The sequence below is a fragment of the Acidisoma sp. L85 genome, assembly GCF_009765865.1.
Classification (GTDB): Bacteria; Pseudomonadota; Alphaproteobacteria; order Acetobacterales; family Acetobacteraceae; genus Acidisoma.
Genome location: NZ_LMUQ01000050.1, coordinates 33,676 through 54,133, shown reverse-complemented (window position 1 = coordinate 54,133; position 20,458 = coordinate 33,676). Strand labels below are relative to the sequence as shown.

General features: G+C 65.0%; 21 protein-coding genes. 10 read left to right on the top strand and 11 right to left on the bottom strand.

The features are described 5' to 3' along the window. The 4 genes from leuS to GSQ83_RS15510 all read right to left on the bottom strand — a co-directional run. Positions 1 to 1,445, bottom strand: a 1,445-nt coding sequence (gene leuS, locus GSQ83_RS15525) for a leucine--tRNA ligase (protein ID WP_158803784.1), incomplete at its 3' end; no start/stop codon positions are given. A gap of 76 nt (positions 1,446 to 1,521) precedes the next feature. Next, positions 1,522 to 2,091, bottom strand: a complete 570-nt coding sequence (locus GSQ83_RS15520; RefSeq protein ID WP_158803783.1) for a DUF3576 domain-containing protein — start codon at positions 2,089 to 2,091, stop codon at positions 1,522 to 1,524. Positions 2,092 to 2,255: 164 nt separating this feature from the next. Continuing rightward, positions 2,256 to 3,545, bottom strand: a complete 1,290-nt coding sequence (locus GSQ83_RS15515; protein ID WP_158803782.1) for a porin — start codon at positions 3,543 to 3,545, stop codon at positions 2,256 to 2,258. Between the two features lie 479 nt (positions 3,546 to 4,024). Next, complete coding sequence (locus GSQ83_RS15510; protein WP_158803781.1) at positions 4,025 to 5,248, bottom strand: porin; 1,224 nt, start codon at positions 5,246 to 5,248, stop codon at positions 4,025 to 4,027. 254 nt (positions 5,249 to 5,502) lie between these two features. On the opposite strand from GSQ83_RS15510, the gene GSQ83_RS15505 reads away from it, so the two are divergent. Genes GSQ83_RS15505 through GSQ83_RS15495 form a run of 3 tightly spaced genes read left to right on the top strand, consistent with a single transcriptional unit; the run spans position 5,503 to position 7,146 of the window. Continuing rightward, positions 5,503 to 6,219 (top strand): YggS family pyridoxal phosphate-dependent enzyme, encoded by a 717-nt coding sequence (locus tag GSQ83_RS15505; RefSeq protein WP_158803780.1) that lies wholly within the window; start codon positions 5,503 to 5,505, stop codon positions 6,217 to 6,219. Further along, the gene (locus GSQ83_RS15500) at positions 6,197 to 6,748 is read left to right on the top strand and encodes a Smr/MutS family protein (protein ID WP_254065720.1); all 552 of its coding nucleotides are present in this window, start codon (positions 6,197 to 6,199) and stop codon (positions 6,746 to 6,748) included. Before GSQ83_RS15505 ends, GSQ83_RS15500 begins: the two co-directional genes overlap by 23 nt. Continuing rightward, on the top strand, positions 6,745 to 7,146 hold the full coding sequence (locus GSQ83_RS15495; RefSeq protein WP_158803778.1) for a helix-turn-helix domain-containing protein: 402 nt from the start codon (positions 6,745 to 6,747) through the stop codon (positions 7,144 to 7,146). Before GSQ83_RS15500 ends, GSQ83_RS15495 begins: the two co-directional genes overlap by 4 nt. A 201-nt stretch (positions 7,147 to 7,347) precedes the next feature. Here the strand turns inward: GSQ83_RS15495 and GSQ83_RS15490 are convergent, their stop codons facing one another. Beyond that, on the bottom strand, positions 7,348 to 7,953 hold the full coding sequence (locus tag GSQ83_RS15490; RefSeq protein ID WP_158803777.1) for a nucleoside triphosphate pyrophosphatase: 606 nt from the start codon (positions 7,951 to 7,953) through the stop codon (positions 7,348 to 7,350). Positions 7,954 to 7,961: 8 nt separating this feature from the next. Further along, positions 7,962 to 8,840, bottom strand: a complete 879-nt coding sequence (locus GSQ83_RS15485; protein WP_158803776.1) for a pyruvate, water dikinase regulatory protein — start codon at positions 8,838 to 8,840, stop codon at positions 7,962 to 7,964. 290 nt (positions 8,841 to 9,130) lie between these two features. Here GSQ83_RS15485 and hemE point away from each other — a divergent pair, with 290 nt between their 5' ends. From hemE to GSQ83_RS15455, 6 genes are all read left to right on the top strand, one after another. After that, positions 9,131 to 10,174 carry a uroporphyrinogen decarboxylase gene (gene hemE / locus GSQ83_RS15480; RefSeq protein WP_158803775.1) on the top strand — a complete coding sequence of 348 codons (1,044 nt, stop codon included), beginning with the start codon at positions 9,131 to 9,133 and terminating at the stop codon, positions 10,172 to 10,174. A gap of 22 nt (positions 10,175 to 10,196) precedes the next feature. Then, positions 10,197 to 11,297, top strand: a complete 1,101-nt coding sequence (gene hemH / locus GSQ83_RS15475) for a ferrochelatase (protein ID WP_371418029.1) — start codon at positions 10,197 to 10,199, stop codon at positions 11,295 to 11,297. A 2-nt stretch (positions 11,298 to 11,299) separates the two neighbouring features. Beyond that, positions 11,300 to 12,010 carry an HAD family phosphatase gene (locus GSQ83_RS15470; RefSeq protein WP_158803773.1) on the top strand — a complete coding sequence of 237 codons (711 nt, stop codon included), beginning with the start codon at positions 11,300 to 11,302 and terminating at the stop codon, positions 12,008 to 12,010. Positions 12,011 to 12,012: 2 nt separating this feature from the next. Further along, positions 12,013 to 12,453, top strand: a complete 441-nt coding sequence (hemJ, locus tag GSQ83_RS15465; RefSeq protein ID WP_158803772.1) for a protoporphyrinogen oxidase HemJ — start codon at positions 12,013 to 12,015, stop codon at positions 12,451 to 12,453. A gap of 160 nt (positions 12,454 to 12,613) precedes the next feature. Continuing rightward, the gene (locus GSQ83_RS15460; protein WP_158803771.1) at positions 12,614 to 13,186 is read left to right on the top strand and encodes a nucleoside 2-deoxyribosyltransferase; all 573 of its coding nucleotides are present in this window, start codon (positions 12,614 to 12,616) and stop codon (positions 13,184 to 13,186) included. A gap of 30 nt (positions 13,187 to 13,216) precedes the next feature. Further along, on the top strand, positions 13,217 to 13,852 hold the full coding sequence (locus tag GSQ83_RS15455) for a glutathione S-transferase family protein (protein ID WP_158803770.1): 636 nt from the start codon (positions 13,217 to 13,219) through the stop codon (positions 13,850 to 13,852). 199 nt (positions 13,853 to 14,051) lie between these two features. On the opposite strand, the gene GSQ83_RS15450 is transcribed toward GSQ83_RS15455, so the two are convergent. Genes GSQ83_RS15450 through GSQ83_RS15430 form a run of 5 tightly spaced genes read right to left on the bottom strand, consistent with a single transcriptional unit; the run spans position 14,052 to position 19,581 of the window. Then, positions 14,052 to 14,996: a nucleoside hydrolase gene (locus tag GSQ83_RS15450; protein WP_158803844.1), complete on the bottom strand. Its 945-nt coding sequence runs from the start codon at positions 14,994 to 14,996 to the stop codon at positions 14,052 to 14,054. A gap of 31 nt (positions 14,997 to 15,027) precedes the next feature. Next, positions 15,028 to 15,915, bottom strand: coding sequence for an ABC transporter permease subunit (locus GSQ83_RS15445; protein WP_158803769.1), 888 nt, complete (start codon positions 15,913 to 15,915; stop codon positions 15,028 to 15,030). Then, on the bottom strand, positions 15,912 to 16,937 hold the full coding sequence (locus tag GSQ83_RS15440) for an ABC transporter permease (RefSeq protein WP_158803768.1): 1,026 nt from the start codon (positions 16,935 to 16,937) through the stop codon (positions 15,912 to 15,914). Before GSQ83_RS15440 ends, GSQ83_RS15445 begins: the two co-directional genes overlap by 4 nt. Then, complete coding sequence (locus tag GSQ83_RS15435; protein ID WP_158803767.1) at positions 16,934 to 18,502, bottom strand: ABC transporter ATP-binding protein; 1,569 nt, start codon at positions 18,500 to 18,502, stop codon at positions 16,934 to 16,936. The genes GSQ83_RS15440 and GSQ83_RS15435 overlap by 4 nt, the downstream gene beginning before the upstream one ends. 17 nt (positions 18,503 to 18,519) lie before the next feature. After that, complete coding sequence (locus GSQ83_RS15430) at positions 18,520 to 19,581, bottom strand: BMP family ABC transporter substrate-binding protein (protein ID WP_158803766.1); 1,062 nt, start codon at positions 19,579 to 19,581, stop codon at positions 18,520 to 18,522. 187 nt (positions 19,582 to 19,768) lie between these two features. Between GSQ83_RS15430 and GSQ83_RS15425 the strand changes: the two genes are divergently transcribed. Continuing rightward, positions 19,769 to 20,284 carry a hypothetical protein gene (locus GSQ83_RS15425; RefSeq protein WP_158803765.1) on the top strand — a complete coding sequence of 172 codons (516 nt, stop codon included), beginning with the start codon at positions 19,769 to 19,771 and terminating at the stop codon, positions 20,282 to 20,284. The last annotated feature ends 174 nt before the right edge of the window (positions 20,285 to 20,458 follow it).

Sequence of the window (20,458 nt, the reverse complement as noted above, 5' to 3'; positions counted from 1 at the left end):
TTGCCCGGACGGTCGAAGGTCACGTCCTGCGGGAGAACGACGGGAAGCTGATCGGCGGGGACCGGCACGGCGCCACAGGCGGCGCAGTGGATGATGGGGATGGGACAGCCCCAGTAGCGCTGGCGGCTGATACCCCAGTCGCGCAGGCGCCAATTGGTCTCGCTCTCGCCCCAGCCCATTTCCACAAGGCGGTCGATTGCGGCGCGCTTGCCGGATTCGACATCCAGCCCGTCGAGGAAGCCCGAGTTCATCAGGCGGCCGGGGCCGGTATAAGCCTCGCCGCCGGTCTGGGGGCCATCGGGCGGCCGCACCACGGGTAGGATCGGCAGCTCGTAGGCGGTGGCGAAATCCCAGTCGCGCTGGTCATGCGCGGGGCAGCCGAAGATGGCGCCGGTGCCGTAATCCATGAGCACGAAATTGGCGATCCAGACCGGGACGCGCCGATCGGGGTCGAAAGGATGGCGCACGGTCAGGCCGGTGGGGAAGCCGCGCTTCTCGGTCGTCTCGATGGCGGCGGCTGTGGTTCCGAGGCGGCGGCACTCCGCGATGAAGGTGGCGGCGTCAGGATTTTGTTCGGCCAGGGCAAGCGATATGGGGTGCTCGGGCGCCAGGGCCATGAAGGACATGCCGAAGAGCGTGTCGGGGCGGGTGGTATAGACCTCAATCTCGGAGACGCCCTGGGCGGGCTCGGTGAGCGGGAAGCGCACGCGGGCGCCCTCGCTCCGGCCGATCCAATTGGCCTGCATAAGGCGCACACGCTCCGGCCAGCGGTCCATCTCGTCGAGCGACGACAGCAGGTCGGGCGCGAAGCGGGTGATGCGGAAGAACCACTGCGAGAGCTTCTTCTTCTCGATCAGCGCGCCGGAACGCCAGCCGCGCCCGTCGATCACCTGCTCATTGGCGAGGACGGTGCCGTCCTTGGGATCCCAGTTGACCCAACTCTCCTTACGCTCGACCAGCCCATTGGCGAGGAAATCGAGGAAGAGGCGCTGCTGCTGGCCATAGTAGCGCGGCTCGCAGGTGGCGAATTCGCGCGCCCAGTCGAGCGAGAGGCCCATGCGCTTCAGCTCGGCGCGCATGGCCGCGATATTGTCCCAGGTCCATTGCGCGGGATGGATACCGCGCTCGCGCGCCGCATTCTCGGCGGGCAGGCCGAACGCGTCCCAGCCCATCGGATGCATCACATTGAAGCCGCGCGCCCGGCGGTAGCGGGCAACGACATCACCCAGCGTGTAGTTGCGGACATGCCCCATATGGATCTTGCCCGAGGGGTACGGGAACATCTCGAGCACATAGTATTTCGGGCGGGAATCCTGCGGCCGGTCGGCGACGGCGAAGCAGGCGCGGTCCTCCCAGGCCTTCTGCCAGACGGCATCGGCGGCGCGGAAGTCGTAGCGGGGGGGCAGCGGCACTTCGGCGGCGGCCGTTTCGGGTCGGTCGTTCATGCGCCGTGTATCCGCCAACTTACCCTATGGCGGCAATATGGTCCGGCGCGCCGCGGCAATTTGCCCGGCGGCCGTGTCAGTTGGCGGCGTTCTGGATGCGGAGCTGCCGGGCGCGGGCGAGAACCTTGTCCTCGATCTGCTCGTTGGTGCCGGGCGCGATGGTGGAATCGATCCACTGCCCGTTCGTGTTCACCTGCTTGAAGACAGCGACGCGCACGCCATCCGCACGCAAATCCTGGCCGAGGATATAGGCGGTCGCCTTGTAGCGTTCGCCGGTGTCGCCGGGCGGCTGATACCAGTCGGTGATGATCACGCCGCCGAAGGGATCGGCCGAGGAGAGCGGCATGAAGGAAAGCGTGTCGAGCGCGCCGCGCCACAGATAGGCGTTGACGCCGATACCGGCGCCACCGCTGCCGCTGCTATTGCCGTGCGGGTTCTTGTTGACGCCGAAAGTCAGGCCAGAGGTGCCGAACAATCCGCCGCCGGTATTCTTGTAACCAGGCCCGACGGTCTGGTCGCCGTTGAGCACACTGGGATCGACCGGTTTGGATTCTCCTCCGCAGCCGGCAAGCGCCAGCGTGCCCAGAAGACCAGCCGCGGCGGAGACCCGCGCAACGTCAAGAAATGTGGCCCGTATCGACTTCATCGCATGCGCCCGGAACTTTGGTCCGCGCGAACGCGCGGGGGTGCTCTGTAGCCTTGGAAGCCTCGCCTGCCAAGCGAGAACCAAAGCGCCCGACAAGACAAAGGGTGACGGGACCTCGGTCCCGCCACCCTTTTTAGACAATCCGCAGAGGATGCGGGGTCAGCTTACCACTGGATCTGGGTGCCGACGCCGAAGAGCTGCGACTGGACGTAGTTATGCTCGGTGCCTGCGGCGAAGGTGGCAAAGTCATAACCACCCTGCTTGCGCCAGCCGTAGTCGTAGTCGACGAAGAGGTTCACGCCAGGAACCAGCGTATAGGTGCCGCCGGCGGCGAAGCCGTTGTTGACCTGCTGGCCGGTGGTGAGGCCCGCGGCGGTGATCGTGGCACCGCTGCCGGCGTCAACACCATTCGGGAGATCACCCGTCGTGTTGAAGTTGAACCAGCTGGCGCCGACAACGACCGGGCCAATGGTATACTGCGCGCCAACCAACCACCCGAGGGCGTTCACACCACCAGCAGGCTCAAGCTGGAAGTTGTAACCCGTGACCTGGTTGAAGGCACCGTAGACGGAGTTGCCACCGATCGTCAGGCCGGCGAACGTCGCCGTGACACCACCCGAGAAGATGCTCATCTGGTGGAAGCTGGTGGGCGTCACGCCAGGCTGCGGCGCGCCGGTGTAGTTGGTCGTGCCGGCGTTGATATAGTCCGCGCCGATCTGGAGGCCGACCGGGCCGAAAGTCTGGGTGTACTGGCCGCCAACGTCGATCAGGTTACGCGGCTGAGCCGTGGTCGAACCTCCGGAGACCGAGATGTTCGGCGAAGAGGTGACGGCATCCGTCGAGTTCTCGGGAGTGTGGTTCGGCTCGAAGCCAAGGCCGAACTGGAAGCCCGCGATGGTCGGCGACAGGTAGACGATCTTGTTCGTCTCCTGGCTGAAGCCACCGTTATCGACGAAGGGATAAACGACTTCGGCCGCAGACGGGATAATGGCGGGAAGATCGCCCCACCAGGCGCCGTCGTTGAAGCCTTCAAATGTGCCGGTTTCGAAGAGGACGACCGGGCCGTTTTCCTGGCCGAAGCTGACCTGACCAAGCTCGGGCAGGCCGAGGTAGCCATAGGCCTGATGGACGAACAGCGTCTCGGCGCCGGCACTGGAGCCGCCGTTGATACGAATTTCGGCCGCGGCACCATAATGCAGGCCGTTCGCGGCGACGCCGTCGAAGCCCGGATAGAGGCGGAGGTAACCAAGGAAATTGGTCGTGCTGGTCTTGGTGCCGTCGGCCTGGGTGTCGAGCGACGAGCCCTCGATGCCGGCGTACCAGTTAACTCGGCCGTTCAACCGGACCGTTACGGTGCCGGGAGCAGCCGACGTGCTCTGGGCTTCAGCCTGAGTGGCGAGAACGCCAGCTGAAACACTCAGCGTAGCCACGGTGGCCAGCAGGAGCTTGCGCATTCATTCCTCCTATTTCGCCGGAGGTTTCCCCGGCCGTCATGACACTTCGCCTCAAGCTTCATCCGGTGCTTGCGCCAGCAGAGGCGAAGATCGGCTTGGAAGCAGCGGGCGGATAATGGCGCGACGGTGGCAAAGACCGCAACGGTCTAGGAGGAACGGGAATGACATTTACGAAACACTGTGTCTAAAACGCCACAACGCCGCCCATGAGTTTTTGCGCAGTGTGCAGGTGCAAAAAGATCAGGTGGCCGGTGGGACCTGGCCGCCCCGGAAGCGATCGTTGTCCTCAGGCCACACTGGCCGAGCCGGGCCGCCGTTATCCTCAGAGACCGTTTTAAAATGCGCTGCTCGCGCATTTCCGGCCTCTTTGGGCGCCGCATGCAGAGACGGGAGCCTGCGTTCGCACAAAAAGAAAGAGGCGGCCGGTGTTACCCGGCCGCCTCTTTCTCAGTCGTTCTCGGCCGCAATGGCCGGGGTGGTTACCAGTAGATCCAGGTGCCGAGCGCGAAGACCTGAGCCTGCATGTTGTTGAAGTCGGGACCGACCTTGCTGGTCTGGAAGTTGAAGTCACCCTGATGGCGCGTGCCATAGAGGTAGGAGGCAAAGAGCTTCACACCGGGCACGAGAATATAGGTGGCGCCCGCCGCGACACCGGTTTCACGACGCTGGCCTTCCAGCGCGGGCGTCGTGAAGTCACCGGTGCTTTGGTAGTCGAAGTAGCTTGCGCCAAAGCTGAGATGTTTGATGGCGTATTGCCAGCCGGCCATCCAACCCAGAGCGTTCGTGCCGCCCGAGGGCTCCGGCTCGAATTGGCCATTCATGCTGCCGAATTTGGTGTTGCCGCCGATCGTGAAGCCGGCATAGCTCAGCTCAAGGCCAAAGCTTCCGACATTCATGTTTTTGTAGGGCTGGCCGTCCGTCGCATCGCTGTCATTGACATGACCAGCGGTGAGGTAGCCGGCGGAGGTATAGAGGCCGAAGGGCCCCATCACCGCCTTGTAGCGGCCGCCTACCTCGAGCGTATTGCGGCGGATGTCCACCGCTGTCGGTTGGGAGACCACCGCGGGGCTGTCATTCTCGGCGACGTTGTTCGGCTCGAAGCTGGCGCCGAAGCCGAAGCCGCTGAAGTCAGGCGAGATGTAGTCAATCTTGTCCGTCGCGCGTTCGTTGTTCGTCCAGGTAAAGGGATAGACCGGCGTTGCCGCCTTGCTGACGAACCAGTTCTGGATGTCACCGTTCCAGCCGCCGTCATCGAACGAGAGATCGTTACCCTCGAAGCGACCGCTATCGTAGAGGTAGAGCGCGCCTTCCTGCTGACCGAAGCGGACGATACCCGCCTGCTTTAGTCCGAGATAGCCGAAGGCCCGCAAGACATAGAGTGTCTCGTCGTTGGCGGTGCCGCCCATATTCACGCGGAGTTCGCTCTGCGCGCCGTATTGCAGGCCGTTCGCCGCGACGCCGTCGAAGCCCGGGAAGAGGCGGAGATAGCCACCGAAACCGGCGCCAGAGAGTTTCGTGCCCTCGAAGCTTTGGCCGCTGAAGCCGCTTACGCCGGCAAACCAGGAGATACGGCCGTCTAGGCGGACGGTGACGGATCCGGGCGCCATGGTCATAACGGGATTCGACACCTGGGCCTGAGCCGCCCCTGCGGCACCTAGGCCGAGCGCCAGGAGGGCGGCGGTGGCCAGCAGACTGTTTCGCATAGACTTCGCTCTTCCTTTATGAGACCCGCGGACCAAGCCCGTGAGGTTGGGCACGCCTCTGGCCGCGACCGGCTGAACCCCGGCCACGTCCTATTACGCTTTTTTGTTGGTGATTTTTATTATCTAACTATAGTTAAAGATTATTAGCACAGCTCTGTAAGCTCGTGTGTTAAGATTACAAGACAGCAATCCTTTGCAAAGACATCGCGAGGCTCCGCCTTGACCCGCCTCGCAAGGCCGACAACCCTTGGTGAATGCAGATCTCCGCCAACAATGCCGAAATTGAGACAGCGCTTGCCGATCTCAGGCAGCGCATTGACGCCGCAACGCTTAAGGCCGCCCGCGCGCTCGGCAGCGTGAGCCTCGTCGCCGTCTCCAAGTTTCACCCGGAGGCCAGCATTCGGGCGGCTCTGCTAGCGGGCCATTCCGTATTCGGCGAAAACCGTGTCCAGGAGGCGGCGGCCAAGTTCCCGGCGCTGCGAGTGGAGTTTCCGCGGCTGGAATTGCGGCTCATCGGGCCATTGCAGACCAACAAGGCGCGGGCCGCGGTGGCGGCGGCGGAGGTTATCGAGACGTTGGACCGGCCACGCCTCGCCGATGCGCTGGAACAGGCGGCGCAACAGGAGGGCAAGCTGCCTCGGCTCCTGGTGCAGGTGAATGTGGGCGACGAGCCGCAGAAGGGCGGGATCGCCCGCGCCGAGGCTGACCGCTTCATCTCGGCGATGCTTCTCCGTTTTGGCGAGGCGCTGGAGGGTCTCATGTGCATTCCGCCGGCCGAGGCCGATCCGGCGCCCCATTTCCTCTGGCTCGCGGAATGCGCGCGGCGGCATGGGCTTGGCACCTTGTCGATGGGAATGTCGGGCGATTTCGAGACGGCGATTGGCTGTGGCGCGACCCATGTGCGGATCGGCTCGGCATTGTTCGGCGCCCGGCCCGCGGGAGGCGCCGGTGCGGCATCGCCCACTCTCTGAGCATGAGCGGGAGGAGTGGGCGACGTTTACCCGCTCGATCGGCACTCGGCCTTTGCGTGGCCGGTCCCCTGCCGCCTCATTGCCCAAAGCTGCCCCGGCGCAAGCTGCGCCATCGCAGCCGCCACCGGTTGCGCGGGCGGCAGAGGCGGTTGCCCGGCCGCCGGCGGCCGCGCGCAAGCCGGCGGTCAAGGCGATCACCGTTGGGGGCGCTGCCGCGGGTCTCGATAGCTCGTCCTGGGAGAAGTTGCGGGCTGGCCGGATGCGGCCTCAGCGCACACTCGATCTCCACGGCCGCACGGCACAAAGCGCGTTTTTGGCCTTCTCGGTCTTCATTCAGAATGCGCGGCATGACCGCCTGCGCTGTGTCGAGATCGTGACGGGCCGAGGGTCCGGGGAGGGCGGCGTATTGCGGCGCGAATTGCCCCACTGGATCAACCTGCCGCATCTGCGCGCCCTCATTCTGGCGGCGACCCATCCCTCGCAGACTAATACGGGCTCCGTGCGGCTTTTGCTGCGCCGGGTGAGGTGACGCCTTTCGGCGCCCGGCTGCGTAGCCTGCGGGCCGCGCGCGGCGTCACGCTCGCCCGGCTTGCCGGCGAGTTGCAGGTTTCGGCGGCTTATCTCTCGGCGCTGGAGCATGGCCGGCGCGGACGGCCGAGCACCGGGCTGGTCCATCAGGTCTGCGAGTTCTTCGGTCTGATCTGGGATGATGCGGAGGATTTGGCGCGGCTCGCGCGGCTGTCGCATCCACGGGTAACGGTCAATACCGCCGGGCTGTCGCCGGAGCAGACGGCGCTGGCGAACCGGCTGGCGCGCTCAATCCACCGGCTGCCGCCGGAGACGGTGGCGGCGATGCATGCGCTGCTGGACGCAACGGCGCCCGCCGCCAAGCCTCGGCTGCGGCGTCCGGCTGGTTCGGGGAGTTAGCGGGCGTGGTGTCTCCGGTTTGAACCCTGCTCACTGCACCACGTCATGCTCGGCGAAGGCCGAGCATCCACGCCTTTGCTCGCGTGAGGAAGGCAAGGCGTGGATGGCACGCCTTCGCGTGCCATGACGGATCTTTGGGTCGCGGTTCAAGCCGGAAATAACCTGCTCTAGCCGCGCGGCTCAACAGTCTCCGATAGAACGTCAGCCCGGAATCGTTCCGCTGTCGCGCAGATAGCCGAGTAGCGGCAGGAGGGGCATGCCGAGGATGGCGAACCAGTCGCCCTCGATGCGCTCGAACAGCCGGATCGCCGGGCCTTCGATCCGATACGCGCCGACGCTGCCGAGAACGGCTTCGCCTTCGGCGGCCAGAACCGCGTCGAGGTCGTCGTCCGAAAACCGGCGCATGGTGAGACGGGGGGTTTCGAGGTGGCGCCAGAGGCAGATATCGTCGCGCAGGCACACCACCGCCGTTGGCAGCGAATGCGTGCGGCCCCGCAGCGATAGCAGTTGGCGGCGCGCGCTGGCCATGTCGGCTGGCTTGTCGAACCGGTCGCCATCGCAGATCAGCATCTGATCGGCCCCTATCACGAGGCTGCCCGGATGCGACGCCGCCACGGCACGCGCTTTGGCTTCGGCCAGCCGCGATGCCGCCTCACCCGCGTCCAGACCGCCCGCTTTGGTTCGGCGCTTGAGCTTTTCCTCATCGATCGCGGCCGGTGCGAGAACGGGATCAAGGCCAGCGGCTGTCAGCATGGTCCGGCGAGCGGCTGAGCCGCTTGCGAGAACGAGGGGTGGCGAGCCAACCATGACGAGTTTCAGGCTGACGCGGGCGGGGCTTGGTTTTTCGCGGCGGCTGCCTTGTTCCGCCGGTCGTGCCAGGCGTCGATGAGTTGGATCACTGTCGCCGCCGTCTCCTCGATCGAGCGGCGGCTCACGTCGATGAGCGGCCAGCCGCGGCTGGTGCAGAGGCGCTTGGCCCAGAGCAGCTCGGCCGTCACGGCCTCCTGATCGGTGTATTGGCCGTCATGCTGCGGCCCGACATTCTCGGTGCCGAGCATCTTGAGGCGGTGGCGCCGGATATCGATCAAGGCCTGCGCATCGAGGGTGAGGCCGACCACGGGACAGTTCGGGGACTCCAGGACGGTGGGCAGCGCGATGCCCGGCACCAGGGGAATGTTTCCCGCCTTGATGCCGCGATTGGCCAGATAAAAGGAGGTTGGCGTCTTGGACGAGCGGGAAACGCCCACCAGCACCACATCGGCCCCAGCGATACCGGCCTGCGCCTGGCCGTCATCATGGGCCAGAACGTAGTGAATCGCATCGATACGGCGGAAATAATCGGCGTCCAGCGTGTATTGCCGGCCGGGCCGGGCGGCCGCCTGCTCGCCGAGATGGTCCTGCAGCATGGTCATCACCTGGTCCAGCACATGGACCACCGGCACGCCGAGCTTGTGGCAGGCCATGTCGAGTTCCGACCGCAGCCCTTTATCGACCAGGCTGGAGAGCACCGGACCGGGCTCCGCCTGAAGACCGTCGATCACGCGATGGAGCTGGAAGCGGGTGCGGATGAGGCTCCAGCGATGCGGCAGGATGGTGAGGTGCTCGAACTGGACCGTCGTCGCGCGGACGATCGAATTCAGGGTCTCGCCGGTGGCATCCGAAACCAGGTGCAGGTTCAACCGATGAGTGGACATCTTGTAACCATAACGAGAAAGCTGGGGATAGATCAGCCCCCAAGGCTCAATTCGGCCTCCAAGCGGGGAGAACCGAGGTTCCGGTGGGTACGCTCGCACAGCTTTGTGGCGGACGGGCGCCGTACCGGGGCGGTCAAGACTCTGTGAGTGCGGAGCGTCATCTCGTGCCGTGTCAGCTGGGGACGAAGCTGGGGACAAATGCGAAGACGGGCGGGTACCCTGTGACTCACACCCCCATCTACCTCCACACTCATTCCTAGATCTCTTTCAATAAGGTAGAGGCGCAGTGGATGACTCCTCGATCGAAGACATTGCTGCGCGCCCTCGGCGGCGAGGCCGTCTGGCCGCCGCCTATCTGGCTGATGCGTCAGGCTGGCCGGTACCTGCCGGAATACCGGGCGTTGCGCGCCGAAACCGCCGACTTCGTTTCCTTCTGCCTCGACACGAAACGGGCGACGGAGGCAACCTTGCAGCCCATCAGGCGCTTCGGGATGGATGGCGCAATCCTGTTCAGCGACATCCTCATCCTGCCCTGGGCCTTGGGGCGCGATCTGAGCTTCGCCGAGGGCCATGGGCCGGTGCTGGAACCCCTTCGCCTGGCCCATGAGGTCTCGGCGCTGGACGAGCACGGGTTTCTGCGGCGCGTTGAGCCGGTGCTGGAAACGATCGGCCGCTTGCGGGAAAAGCTGGCCGAGGAAAGCCCCGGCACCGCGCTGATCGGCTTCGTCGGGGCGCCGTTTACGGTCGCCTGCTATATGATCGAGGGCGGCGGATCGAAGGATTTTGCCACCGCGCGCGGCTTGGCGGCGCGGGAACCCGCCATGTTCGGCCGGTTGATCGAGAGGCTGACGGAAACGAGTTCCACCTATCTTTTGGCTCAGATCAAGGCTGGCGCCGAAGCGGTGATGATCTTCGACAGTTGGTCAGGGCTGCTGCCGCCAGACCTGTTCCGGCGCTATGTCGTGGAGCCAACGGCGCAAATCGCGGCCATCATCAAGGCGCGGCACCCTCAGGTGCCGGTCATCGGTTTCCCGCGTCTCGCGGGCACCATGATCGCCGCTTATGGTGCCGGGGCTGGCGTCGATACCATGGGGATGGATACGGCCAGCGATCCAGGTGTGGCGGCGCGGCTGGTGCCGCCGGGTCTGGGGTTGCAGGGGAATCTCGATCCCTTTGCCTTGCTCGCCGGTGGCGATGCGCTGGCGGAGGCTGCTCATACGATATTGGGTGCCATGCGGGGGCGGCCCTTCGTGTTCAACCTCGGTCATGGCGTGATGCCGCCGACGCCGCCCGAGCATGTGGCGGCGCTGGTCGATCTCGTTCGTGGAGCCTGACACCGTGGATGTGCTTTCCTCCCTGAGGCCAGAGCGGCTGATCGCGTGGCCGAAGGTCGCGGTGGTGCTGTTCAATCTCGGCGGTCCTGACAATCAGGAGGCGGTGCGGCCGTTTCTGCTCAACCTCTTCGCCGACCCCGCCATCCTGCGGGTGCCGCCCTTTATCCGGCCATTCCTGGCGCGCTACATCGCGAGCAAGCGCGTGCCCGCCGCCAAGGAGAACTACCGGCTGATGGGTGGCGGCTCGCCGCTTCTACCGCTGACCCAAGCCCAGGCGACGGCGCTGGAAGCGGCGTTGATGCCGCATTGGGAGACGCGCTGCTTCATCGCCATGCGCTACTGGCATCCGTTCAGCCTGGAAACCGTGCGCGCGGTGAAGGATTGGGCGCCGGACGAGATTTTGCTGCTGCCGCTCTATCCGCATTTCTCGACGACGACGACGGGCAGTTCGCTCTCCGCTTGGCGCGAGGCGGCGGCTCAGGGCGGCCTGGTGCGGCCGACAACGACTCTGTGCTGCTGGTTCGATGATCCGGCCATCACGGCGAATGCGGCGGCGCTGGTGCAGAAGACCATCGATGAGGCGCGGGCCGCGCTGCCGCCCGGCACGCCGCTGCGCGTGCTGTTCTCTGCACATGGGCTGCCCGAGACGATCGTCACGCGCGGCGATCCCTATCAGTTCCAGATCGAGGCCTATGTCGCGGCGCTGCGGCGCCATCTGCGCGAGCCCGACATCGAGGGACTGGTGTGCTATCAGTCCCGCGCGACGCCGCAGAAATGGCTGGGGCCGAGCACGGATGATGCGGTGATCGAGGCCGGACGGGACCGCCGGGCGGTGGTTGTGGTTCCCGTGGCTTTCGTCTCCGACCATTCGGAGACGCTGGTGGAACTCGACATCGAATACCGGGAACTTGCCGAGAAGCATCATGTTCTCGGCTATTTTCGCGCGCCGGTGCAGAATTCCGATCCGGGGTTTATCGCGGCGCTTGCTCGGCTTGCGGTCGAAGCGCGCGAGCGTGGGCCGGGGTTATGCAGCAGCGGTGGTGGCCGGCGCTGCCCCGCCTCGCATAAGGACTGCCCTTTCGCGCGGTCCGGCCATGCCTTCACTGCCGAAAGGGTCCACTGACGATGAAGACGGCGCAGCAATTGCTGGCGGAACGTCGCCACCCGATCCGGCTCGTCATCTTCGATTGCGATGGCGTGCTGATCGACAGCGAGGGGCTGGCAAGCCGCGTGGTCTCGGCCGAGCTTCGCAGCCTGGGCTGGCCGATCACCGAAGAGGAATGCGAGCGGCGGTTCCTCGGCAGTTCGCTGCGCGACATCATCGAGCAGACCGAGGCGGTGACGGGCCGGCCGGTGCCACTCGATTTCGGCGAGACGCTCGGCGCCGTCATGATCGAGGCGCTGCGGACCAGCGTCGAGGCGATTCCGGGGGCGGCCGCGGCTCTGGAGGCGCTGACGCGGGCGGGGATGCCGTGGCGTGTTGCTTCTAACTCGACGCATGACGAGATGGCGGTGAAGTTTGGGCGGACTGGCCTGTCTCGGCTGGTGGGAGACCGGCAGCATAGCGCCGAGGATATGATGCGCATCGGCCTCAACGGAAAACCCGATCCACATTTGTTTCTCGCGGCGGCGGCGGCGGGTCACACGGCGCCCGGGGATTGTGTGGTGATCGAGGATTCCGTGCCGGGCGCACGGGCGGCGCGGGCGGCGGGGATGACCTGTCTCGGCTTCAGTCCGCATGCTTCGGGCGAGATTCTGGCGGCAGAAGGTGCGGGGATTTTCCGTGCGATGGCGGAGCTTCCAGGGCTGCTCGGTCTGGCCAAGGTGGCTGCGTAACGATGCTGGGGGCGCTCTATCCCTGGCTCAAGGCGTTTCACGTCATCAGCCTGATCGCCTGGATGGCGGGGATGTTCTACCTGCCGCGTTTGTATGTGTATCACTGCGATACGGTGCCGGGCTCGGCGGAAAGCGAGCGCTTCAAGGTGATGGAGCGGCGGTTGCTTAAGCAGATCATCAATCCGGCGATGCTCGCGACTCTGTTGTTCGGCGTGCTGCTCGTAGTGGTGCTGGGCAGCGCCTTGTGGTCGCAGGGTTGGTGGTATGTGAAGCTGGTGTCAGTGGTGTTGCTATTCGGCTTTCACGGCGCAGTGTCGAAATGGCGCAAGGATTTCCTCAACGATCGCAACACACGGCCGCAGCGTTTCTACCGGATGGCGAATGAGGTGCCGACGGTGCTCATGGTCATCATCGTCATCATGGTCATCGTGAAGCCGTTTTGATGGGGATCGGCACGGTGTATCGAACGATTCGGCGGCCACCACCGTCATGGCACGCGAAGGCGTGCGATCCACGCCTTGCCTTCGTCACGCGAGCAAAGGCATGACTTAGTGGTGTTATCTCCAGCGTAGGCTGACACGAATCTAAGAGAGGCCGAATGCGATGGTGAGCGCCTATCTCGCGGGACCCGATGTGTTTCTGCCCGATGCCGCGTCACATGCGCGTAGGAAAATCGTGATCTGCGAGCGCTACGGTATTCGTGGCCTGCCGCCGCTGAACGAGGATATCGCCGCCCTTGCCGAGATGCATGAAAGCGCGGCCGGGCTTGCGATCTTCCGCAAGGATGTCGAGATGATGGAAGCCGCCGACATCATCATCGCCAATCTGACGCCGTTTCGCGGTGCCTCGGCGGATGCGGGAACGCTGGTGGAAATCGGCTGGTTCATGGGGCGCGGCAAGCCAATCTTCGGCTATTCCAACACGGCGGTCAGTTTCACCGATCGCAGCCGTGCGCAGGTGGCGGCTTTGCCGGACCCAATGGCGGGGCTTGCTGTGGAGGGGTTCGGCTTGCCCGACAACCTGATGGTTCCGGGCGCGGTGTTGAGCGGCGGTCTAGCGATGCTGCTGCCGGAAAATGGGGTGACGCTGGCTTTCGACGCGCTCGATGTTTTCGAGCGTTGCGTTGCGGCGGCGGCGGCGCATTTAGGTGTCGCGGCCTTGCCTGCTGGCGGGTGATTGCTTCAACGAGATTGGGGAGATGTAGCCATGTCTGAAATGACGCTTTGGGGCTTCGACGGTTCGACCTATGTCCGTACCGTCAAGATGCTGCTGGCCGAGAAGGGATTTACGGATTTCAAGCAGGTGCCGCTCAACGTATTGGAGGGCGATCCGAAGAAACCGGATCACCTGGAGCGCCATCCGTTCGGCAAGGTTCCGGTGCTCGATTATGACGGGATGCGTCTCCTCGAAACCGTGGCGATCGCGCGTTATCTGAACGACGTCCTGCCCGGTAAATCGCTGGTTCCGGCGACGCCCAAGGATCGCGCGCGGATGGATATGATCGTCGGCATCATCGACTCATACGGCTATGGCGCTTTGGCCGGCGGTGTTGCGGGGTATCATCTGTTTCCGGATTTCGTCGGCGGCAAGAGCGAGGCGATGCGGAGCGCCGGGCTGGAGAACGGCCGCAAGGTTTTGGAGCTGGTAATGAAGACAAAGGGTGCCTCGCCCTTCATCGCGGGAGAGCTCAGCCTCGCGGATCTCTATCTCGCGCCGATCATCGCCTATGTTTCGGTGACTCCGGACAAGGATGCCGTGTTCGCTGTTCCGGGCTTCGCGGATTGGTGGTCGAAGATCGAGGCTTTGCCGAGTTTCAAGAGCACGTCGCCGTTTCCGGGGTGATACGCGGCGCAAGTTCTAACCCCTCTGAGAGCGTGATGATCCGATACTGAACCGCGACCCAAACACTCGTCATGGCACGCGAAGGCGTGCCATCCACGCCTTGCCTTCGTGATGCAAGAAAGGCGTGGATGCCCGGCCTTCGCCGAGCATGACGGGGTGGAATGAGCAGGGTTTATACCAGAGAATACCTGCCATAACCTTACGGCAGCCGGGCGAGGCGTTCCTCCAGCAATGCGTACAACCCATGATCGTCCACGTCGCGGATGAATAGCGCGTTCGGCGCGCGATTGGTCACGCGCCACCAGTCGGCGACTGACATGCCGAGCGTCAGAGCGCTGGTGGTCTCCACTTCTACATTGATGTGCCGGCCGCGAAACAGGTCGGGCTTGATGAGATAGGCGATCACGCAAGGATCGTGCAGCGGTGCGCCGGCGGTGCCGTATTTCTCCAGGTCGAAGCGTTCGGAGAAGTTGAGCATCGCGGCAACCGCGCGGCCGCAGGCATTGGGCAATGCGCCGATCCGCTCTAGCCGTGCGTCGGTCGTCAGCACGCGATGCGTCACGTCCAGCGGCTTCATGACGATCGGCACGCCGCTGCCGAGCACGATGGCGGCGGCATGGGGGTCCACGTAGAAGTTGAACTCCGCCGCCGGGGTGATGTTGCCGACCTCGAAATAGGCGCCGCCCATCAGCACGATCTCGCGGATGCGCGTCGCGATGTCGGGCGCCTTGACCAGCGCCATGGCGATATTCGTCAGCGGGCCGAGCGCGCAGATGGTGAGCGAGCCGGGCGGCTCGGCGCGTAAGCGGTCGACCAGGAAATCGACGCCGTGTTGTGCTTGCAGCGGCATGCGAGGCTCGGGCAGGTCAGGGCCGTCGAGGCCGGTTTGACCATGCACATGCTCGGCGGTGACGAGGGGGCGCGCGGCCATGGGGCGGCTGCAACCGGCGTAGACGGGGATGTCCGGGCGGCCGGCGAGCTCGCAAATCTTGCGGGCATTGGTGCCGGTCAGCGTGACGGGGACATTGCCGGCGCAGGCGATGATGGCGTCGACCGTGAGCTCCGCCGGGGATGCGAGGGCGAGCAGGATGGCGACGGCGTCGTCCTGGCCGGGGTCGGTGTCGATGATGATTCTTCTGGTCATGGAGATGCCTTCGGGCCGGTTCTGGGGACGCTCAGGAATCCCGCAATTCGGCGGAATTGACCACCGCGCCGCCACGCAGGCGAGCGCTGATCCAGATGCCGAGAACGGTCGCGAGATAAGGCAGCATCAGGATGAAATCGCGCGGGGCGTTTTCGCCGAAAACGAGCTGCGCCTTGATTCCGAGATATTCCACGAGGCTGAAGAATAGCACGGCGAGGGTCGTGCCCAAGGGGTGCGCGGCGCCGAAGATGACGGCGGCGAAGGCCATGAAGCCGCGCCCCGCCGTCATGTTGATGCTGAAGATTTGCAGGCCGCCGAGGGAAAGGTCCGCTCCGCCCAGCCCGGCCAGCACGCCGCCCAACACCAGGGCCAGCAGCCGCATGCGGCCGGGATCGGCGCCGACGCTGCGGGCGGCGAAGGGATGCTCGCCGCAGGCCGCCAGGCGCAGACCGAAACGGGTGCGGCGGAGCAGCACCCAGAGCGCCAGCACCGTGAACGGCATCAGCAGCACCAGCACGTCGAGCACGCCAAGAATCCCATAGGCGGGGCCAAGCGTGGGGATGCCGGCGGGCGCCGTGACGGCCGCCTCGCTGCCATAGATCGCCTGGATCGCGAGATCGGTGCCGGAAAGCCCAAGGCCGGTCAGCCCGAGCCCCGCGATGATCGGATTGGCGCGTAGCTTCTCGATGACCACCCAGAGCAGCACGGAGAGCAGCACCGAGAACAGCACGGCGCCCGCGACGCCCGCGAGCACGGAGCCCACGCGTTCGGTGATTACGACGCCCGCGCAGGCGCCGGTGATCATCAGGCCCTCGAGGCCGAGATTCCACACCCCGGCGCGCTGCGCCAACATGCCGGCCATGGCGACATAGATCATCGGCGTCGCTTCGCGCAGCACGGCGACGACCAGGGAGATCACCGGCGTACCCCGCCAAGGCGGCGCGGCCAGGCGCGGGCGGTGATGAAGAGGGCGATGGCGGCGTTGACCATGTCGATGGCCGCCGCTGGCAGGCCCGCGATCACTGGAAGGAAAAGGCTGGCGGAGGCGAGGCCGCCGAAGAACAGCGCGACAATGACCGTGCCGCTGACGGAGAGATTGGCGACCAGGGCGATGAGCACGGCGGTGAAGCCATGTTCGGGGGAGAAGCCGCTGACCAGCCTGCCGTCCGGTCCCAAAACCTCCATGGCACCCGCGAGGCCCGCCGTGCCGCCGCTGATCAGGAAGGCGCCGAGGCCGAGGCGGGAGAGCCTGGCACCCTGCCAGGTCACCATCACGGGGTTGCGGCCCGCCAGGCTGCCGAGCACGCCGAAAGCCGTGCGGTTCATCAATACCCAGATCCCGATGGCGACCAGCAGCGTGATGCCGAGGATCGTGGGCGAGACGCCGCTCGAATCGCTGATCCGCATCGCTGCCGGAACCGGGCGGCTTGCAGTGACCTGGCCGCTGCCGGCGGGGTCCTTCAGCCAGCCGCTGGTGATCCAGATCAGCAGCAGCCCGGCGATGAAATTGCCCATCAGCGTGGTGATGACCTCATCGGTGCCGGAGCGGATGCGCAGCCAGCCCGGCCAAAAGGCCCAGAGCGCGCCGAAGGCAATGCCGAGCAGGAGGGCGAGGAGGATGACCAAGGGTCCGGGCAGGCCGGGCAGCAAGGCGACGACAACGGCGGCGCCGATCGCGCCGAGGTAGAACTGCCCTTGCGTGCCGACGTTGAAATAGCCGCAGCGGAAAGCGACCAGCACGCCCGCCGCCGAGACGAAGAGCGGGCAGGCCCAGCGAAGATCCTGGATCAGCGCGCCATCGGCCAGGAAGGCACCGCCGAGAATGCTCGAGAACATGTCGAGCGCCGAGAAGCCGGCGGCCTCAAAGATCACGCCGCAGAGGATGAGCGCCAGCAGGACGAACGCGATGGCGCGGAGGACGGTGAGCGATGCCGCCTTCATGCCGCCGCCGATCCCACCATGGCGGTGCCGACGGCATGCAGGTCATAGGGCGCGGTGAAGTCTCCGGCGATGCTGCCGCCCTGCAGGACGATGACGCGGTCGCTGATGTCGAAAAGCTCGTCGAGGTCGGAGGAAATCAGGATGAGGCCGAGGCCGCGCTTCCGCGCCTCCCGCATCGCATGCCAGACGAAGGCGGTGGCGCCGATGTCGAGGCCACGGGTCGGCTGGGCGAGGATGATCAGCCGCGCCGCCTCGTCGATCTCGCGCGACAGAATGACCTTCTGGGCATTGCCGCCGGAGAGCGAGCGGGCAGGCTGGTTGACGGTCTCGAAGCGGACATCCCAGGTGGTGAAGGCGGCTCGCGCCTCGGCACGCAGCTTGGCCGGGTTGATCAGGCTAAGCGCCGAATGGCCGAGCAGCCCGCGCGCGGCCCAATTCTCCCATAGCGCGCTGGAGAGGCTCAGACCTTCCGTATTGCGCTCGAAGGGGATGATGCGGAGACCACGGCGGCGGCGCTCGGCCAGGGGCATGGCGGTGATATCGGTGCCGTCGAGGGTCAGGCGTCCGGCGGTCAGCGGGATAAGCCCGGCGATGGCCTGGACCAGGGGTTGCTGGCCGTTGCCCTCGACCCCAGCGATGCCGAGGATTTCGCCCGCGCCGACCGAGAGGTCGATCTGCCGCAAGGCCGGGCCGTCTCCGGTTTTGGCGGTTGCGGCACCGGCGATCGAGAGCAGCGGTGCGGTCACCGCAGCGGCGGGCTGGGCGTGGGTGCCGCGCGGAATGGATGCGCCGACCAGCGCCGCCTGGTCCTCCGGTGCCTCGGCCGCGATGGCCGCCGCGCCGATGATCGAGCGCGCGAGGCTCTCCGCCGTGACCTCAGTGGCCTCGGTCGGTCCATCCACCAGGCGGCCGCCGCGCAGCACCGTAACAGTATCGGCGATGGCCAGGACCTCGCGGACCTTGTGCAGGATGATGATGATGGTGACGCCGCTGTCCCGCAGGCGGCGGAGACGGGCGAAGAGTGCGTCAACCGCGCCGGGCGCCAGAACGGCGGTCGGTTCGTCGAGGATGAGGAGACGTGCGTCACCGGCCAGCGCGCGGGCGATCTCGACGGCCTGCTGGGTCTCGACTGGCAGGTCGCGGATGCGATCTTTCGGTTTTGCCTCGACGCCGAGGGCCTTGAGGTGCTTGGCCCAGCGGCGGTTGAGGGTCCGGCGGAAGAAAATCGCCCCGGTGCTGCCGCTGAGGCCGAATTCCATCGCCTCGGCGACGGTGAAGGAGGGCGGCAGGGCGAAGCTTTGATGCACTAGCTCGACGCCCGCTTCCCGCGCCGCGGCGACATGGCCGATCCGCAGGGGGCGGCTGGCGATCTCGACCGTGCCGGTGGCGGAGCCGATCAGCCCGGCGCAGGCCCGCGCGAAGCTTGTCTTGCCGGCGCCATTCTGGCCGCAGACGGCATGGATACGATAGCGGCCGAGGGTCAGCGTGACGTCCTGCAGTGCCACGAAGTCGCCGAAGCGGATGGTCAATCCGCTACAGGCCAGCGCCGGAGGGTCGGCGGACACGACCGGCTGCCCGGGCCTCAGAGCTTGGTGTCGAAGGGTACTTTCAGCGAACCCTGGATGATCTCCTGTTTGGCGGCATCGACGGCTGGCCAGGCGGCCTTGGCGCGCATCACGTAATCGGCCGGGCCATTCGCCATGAACAGCGGCGAGGGCACGAAGTCGATGATGCCATCGGCAAGATTGCTGACATGATGGCCGCCGGCGAAGGTGCCGGACAGCGCGAAATTCACCTGGTCAGTGAGCGACTGGCCGAAATTCACCAGCACGGAGGCCGCGACGGTCTTGGGGCCGAGCTTGAACTGGGTGCGGAAAACGGCGCTGACGATGCGGTTGCCGCCCTCGCCAGCGGCGCGGATCACGCCGGCATCCGTCGCGGCGCCATCGGTCTGGATGAAATCGACACCGGAGGAAAATAGCTGATTGGCGATTTCGCGCCCTTTCGCGGGGTCCTGGAAGGAGCCGGCGAAGGCGCCCTTGACCTTGGCGTTGATGCTGACGCTGGCGGCCGCCGCCTTCATCGCATTGAGGTCGGCGTTGAGGCCCGGCAGGCTGACGCCGCCGATATAGCCGAGCCTCTGGCTCTGCGAGATCTTCGCGCCGAAGAGCCCGGCCAGATACATGCCGTAATGGGCCTGGTATTCGACTGTGAGGATATTGGGGATCGTCGGGTTGAAGGGGTCCGCATAGAGCTGGACGAACTTGGTGTCCGGATAGGCGGGCGCCACGGCTTTCAGCGGATCGGCCATCTCGTTGAAGGTCGTCACGATGATGCCGGCGCCCGCCTTGGCGAGGGTGGTCAGGATGGACTGGTAGGTCGAGGGGTCCGCCGCGTAGATCGCGCGGATGGGGAAGTCCTTCTCTTTCGACAGCGCTTTGAGATGGGCGATCATGTCGTCGATCGGGCCATCGTCTCCGGCGGCCTGGGTATGGACCAGCGCCACCAGTTTGCCCGCGGCGAAGGCTTGCTCGCCGATCAGCGGCAGGCCGAGGACACCGAGTCCGACGGCGGCACCTCCGGCGAGGATTGCCTGACGGCGCGAGACGGGGAGAGCACCGAGGCGTGTGTGGTCGTCGCGCATCCTGACCTCCGGGGTTTGAGGCGCGAAGCTAGGTGGAGTTTTCGTTAAAGGTCAATCGGGACGGGAGGGATTGGGGCGCCGGATGGGTCGTCGAGATAGCGGATCGACAGGACGATATCTTGTCGGGTCCAGGGTTTCTCAATCAATCTTGGGTAGAAACGCACTGTGGTTCGTGGAGTTTAGAGTTATGGTCGTCGCGCGTTTTCCTCCGCCTTCGGCTTATGTCAGCGCGCCGACCGGAAGAGCGACGACGGAAAGCGCGGAGAAATTTGCAGATCTCGTTAAGAACGCGGATAGAAGTGACCCGAAACCTGCGCGCGTAGATGGATCGCCTGCTCCACGGCGGCTTCCAGCCTTTTCCAGGGAGAAAAATCTCCTGGTGCAGATCGGACAAAACAAAAGAAATGCTGCGAAGTTCAATAAGCTTCTTAATTTGACAAAAACTCAGCCCGAATCAGCTCTTCTTAAAATCCTGGCGCCAATATGCAAGGAGTTCAACGAGAGGACGGCGTTGATTGAAGAAAGAAACATACAAACGGAACCTGATCACATCAATACGGACAAGCATTTTAAGCATCAGCAGTTTTTTGCAGACAGACAAACAACGCTCATCAATAACTTTACCGATCAAGTTGACGATGCCCTCAAGAAATATCCCAATTCCAGCTTTGCCTCCGAAGTGCGGTCGATCATCTATTCATAAGTATGAATACGACGCGTGAGACGCAGCGCAGGTTGCGAGAACGGTCGTCGCCTAAGCGCTAGGCCCCGGGGCGTTTAAGGTTTAGGTAAGCCGAGCGGCTTAATCCGTGCAAGGTAAAGCGACTTTGCATGGAGCGTGCATGACCATCTCTATACGCAAAATTGGCGAGACGAT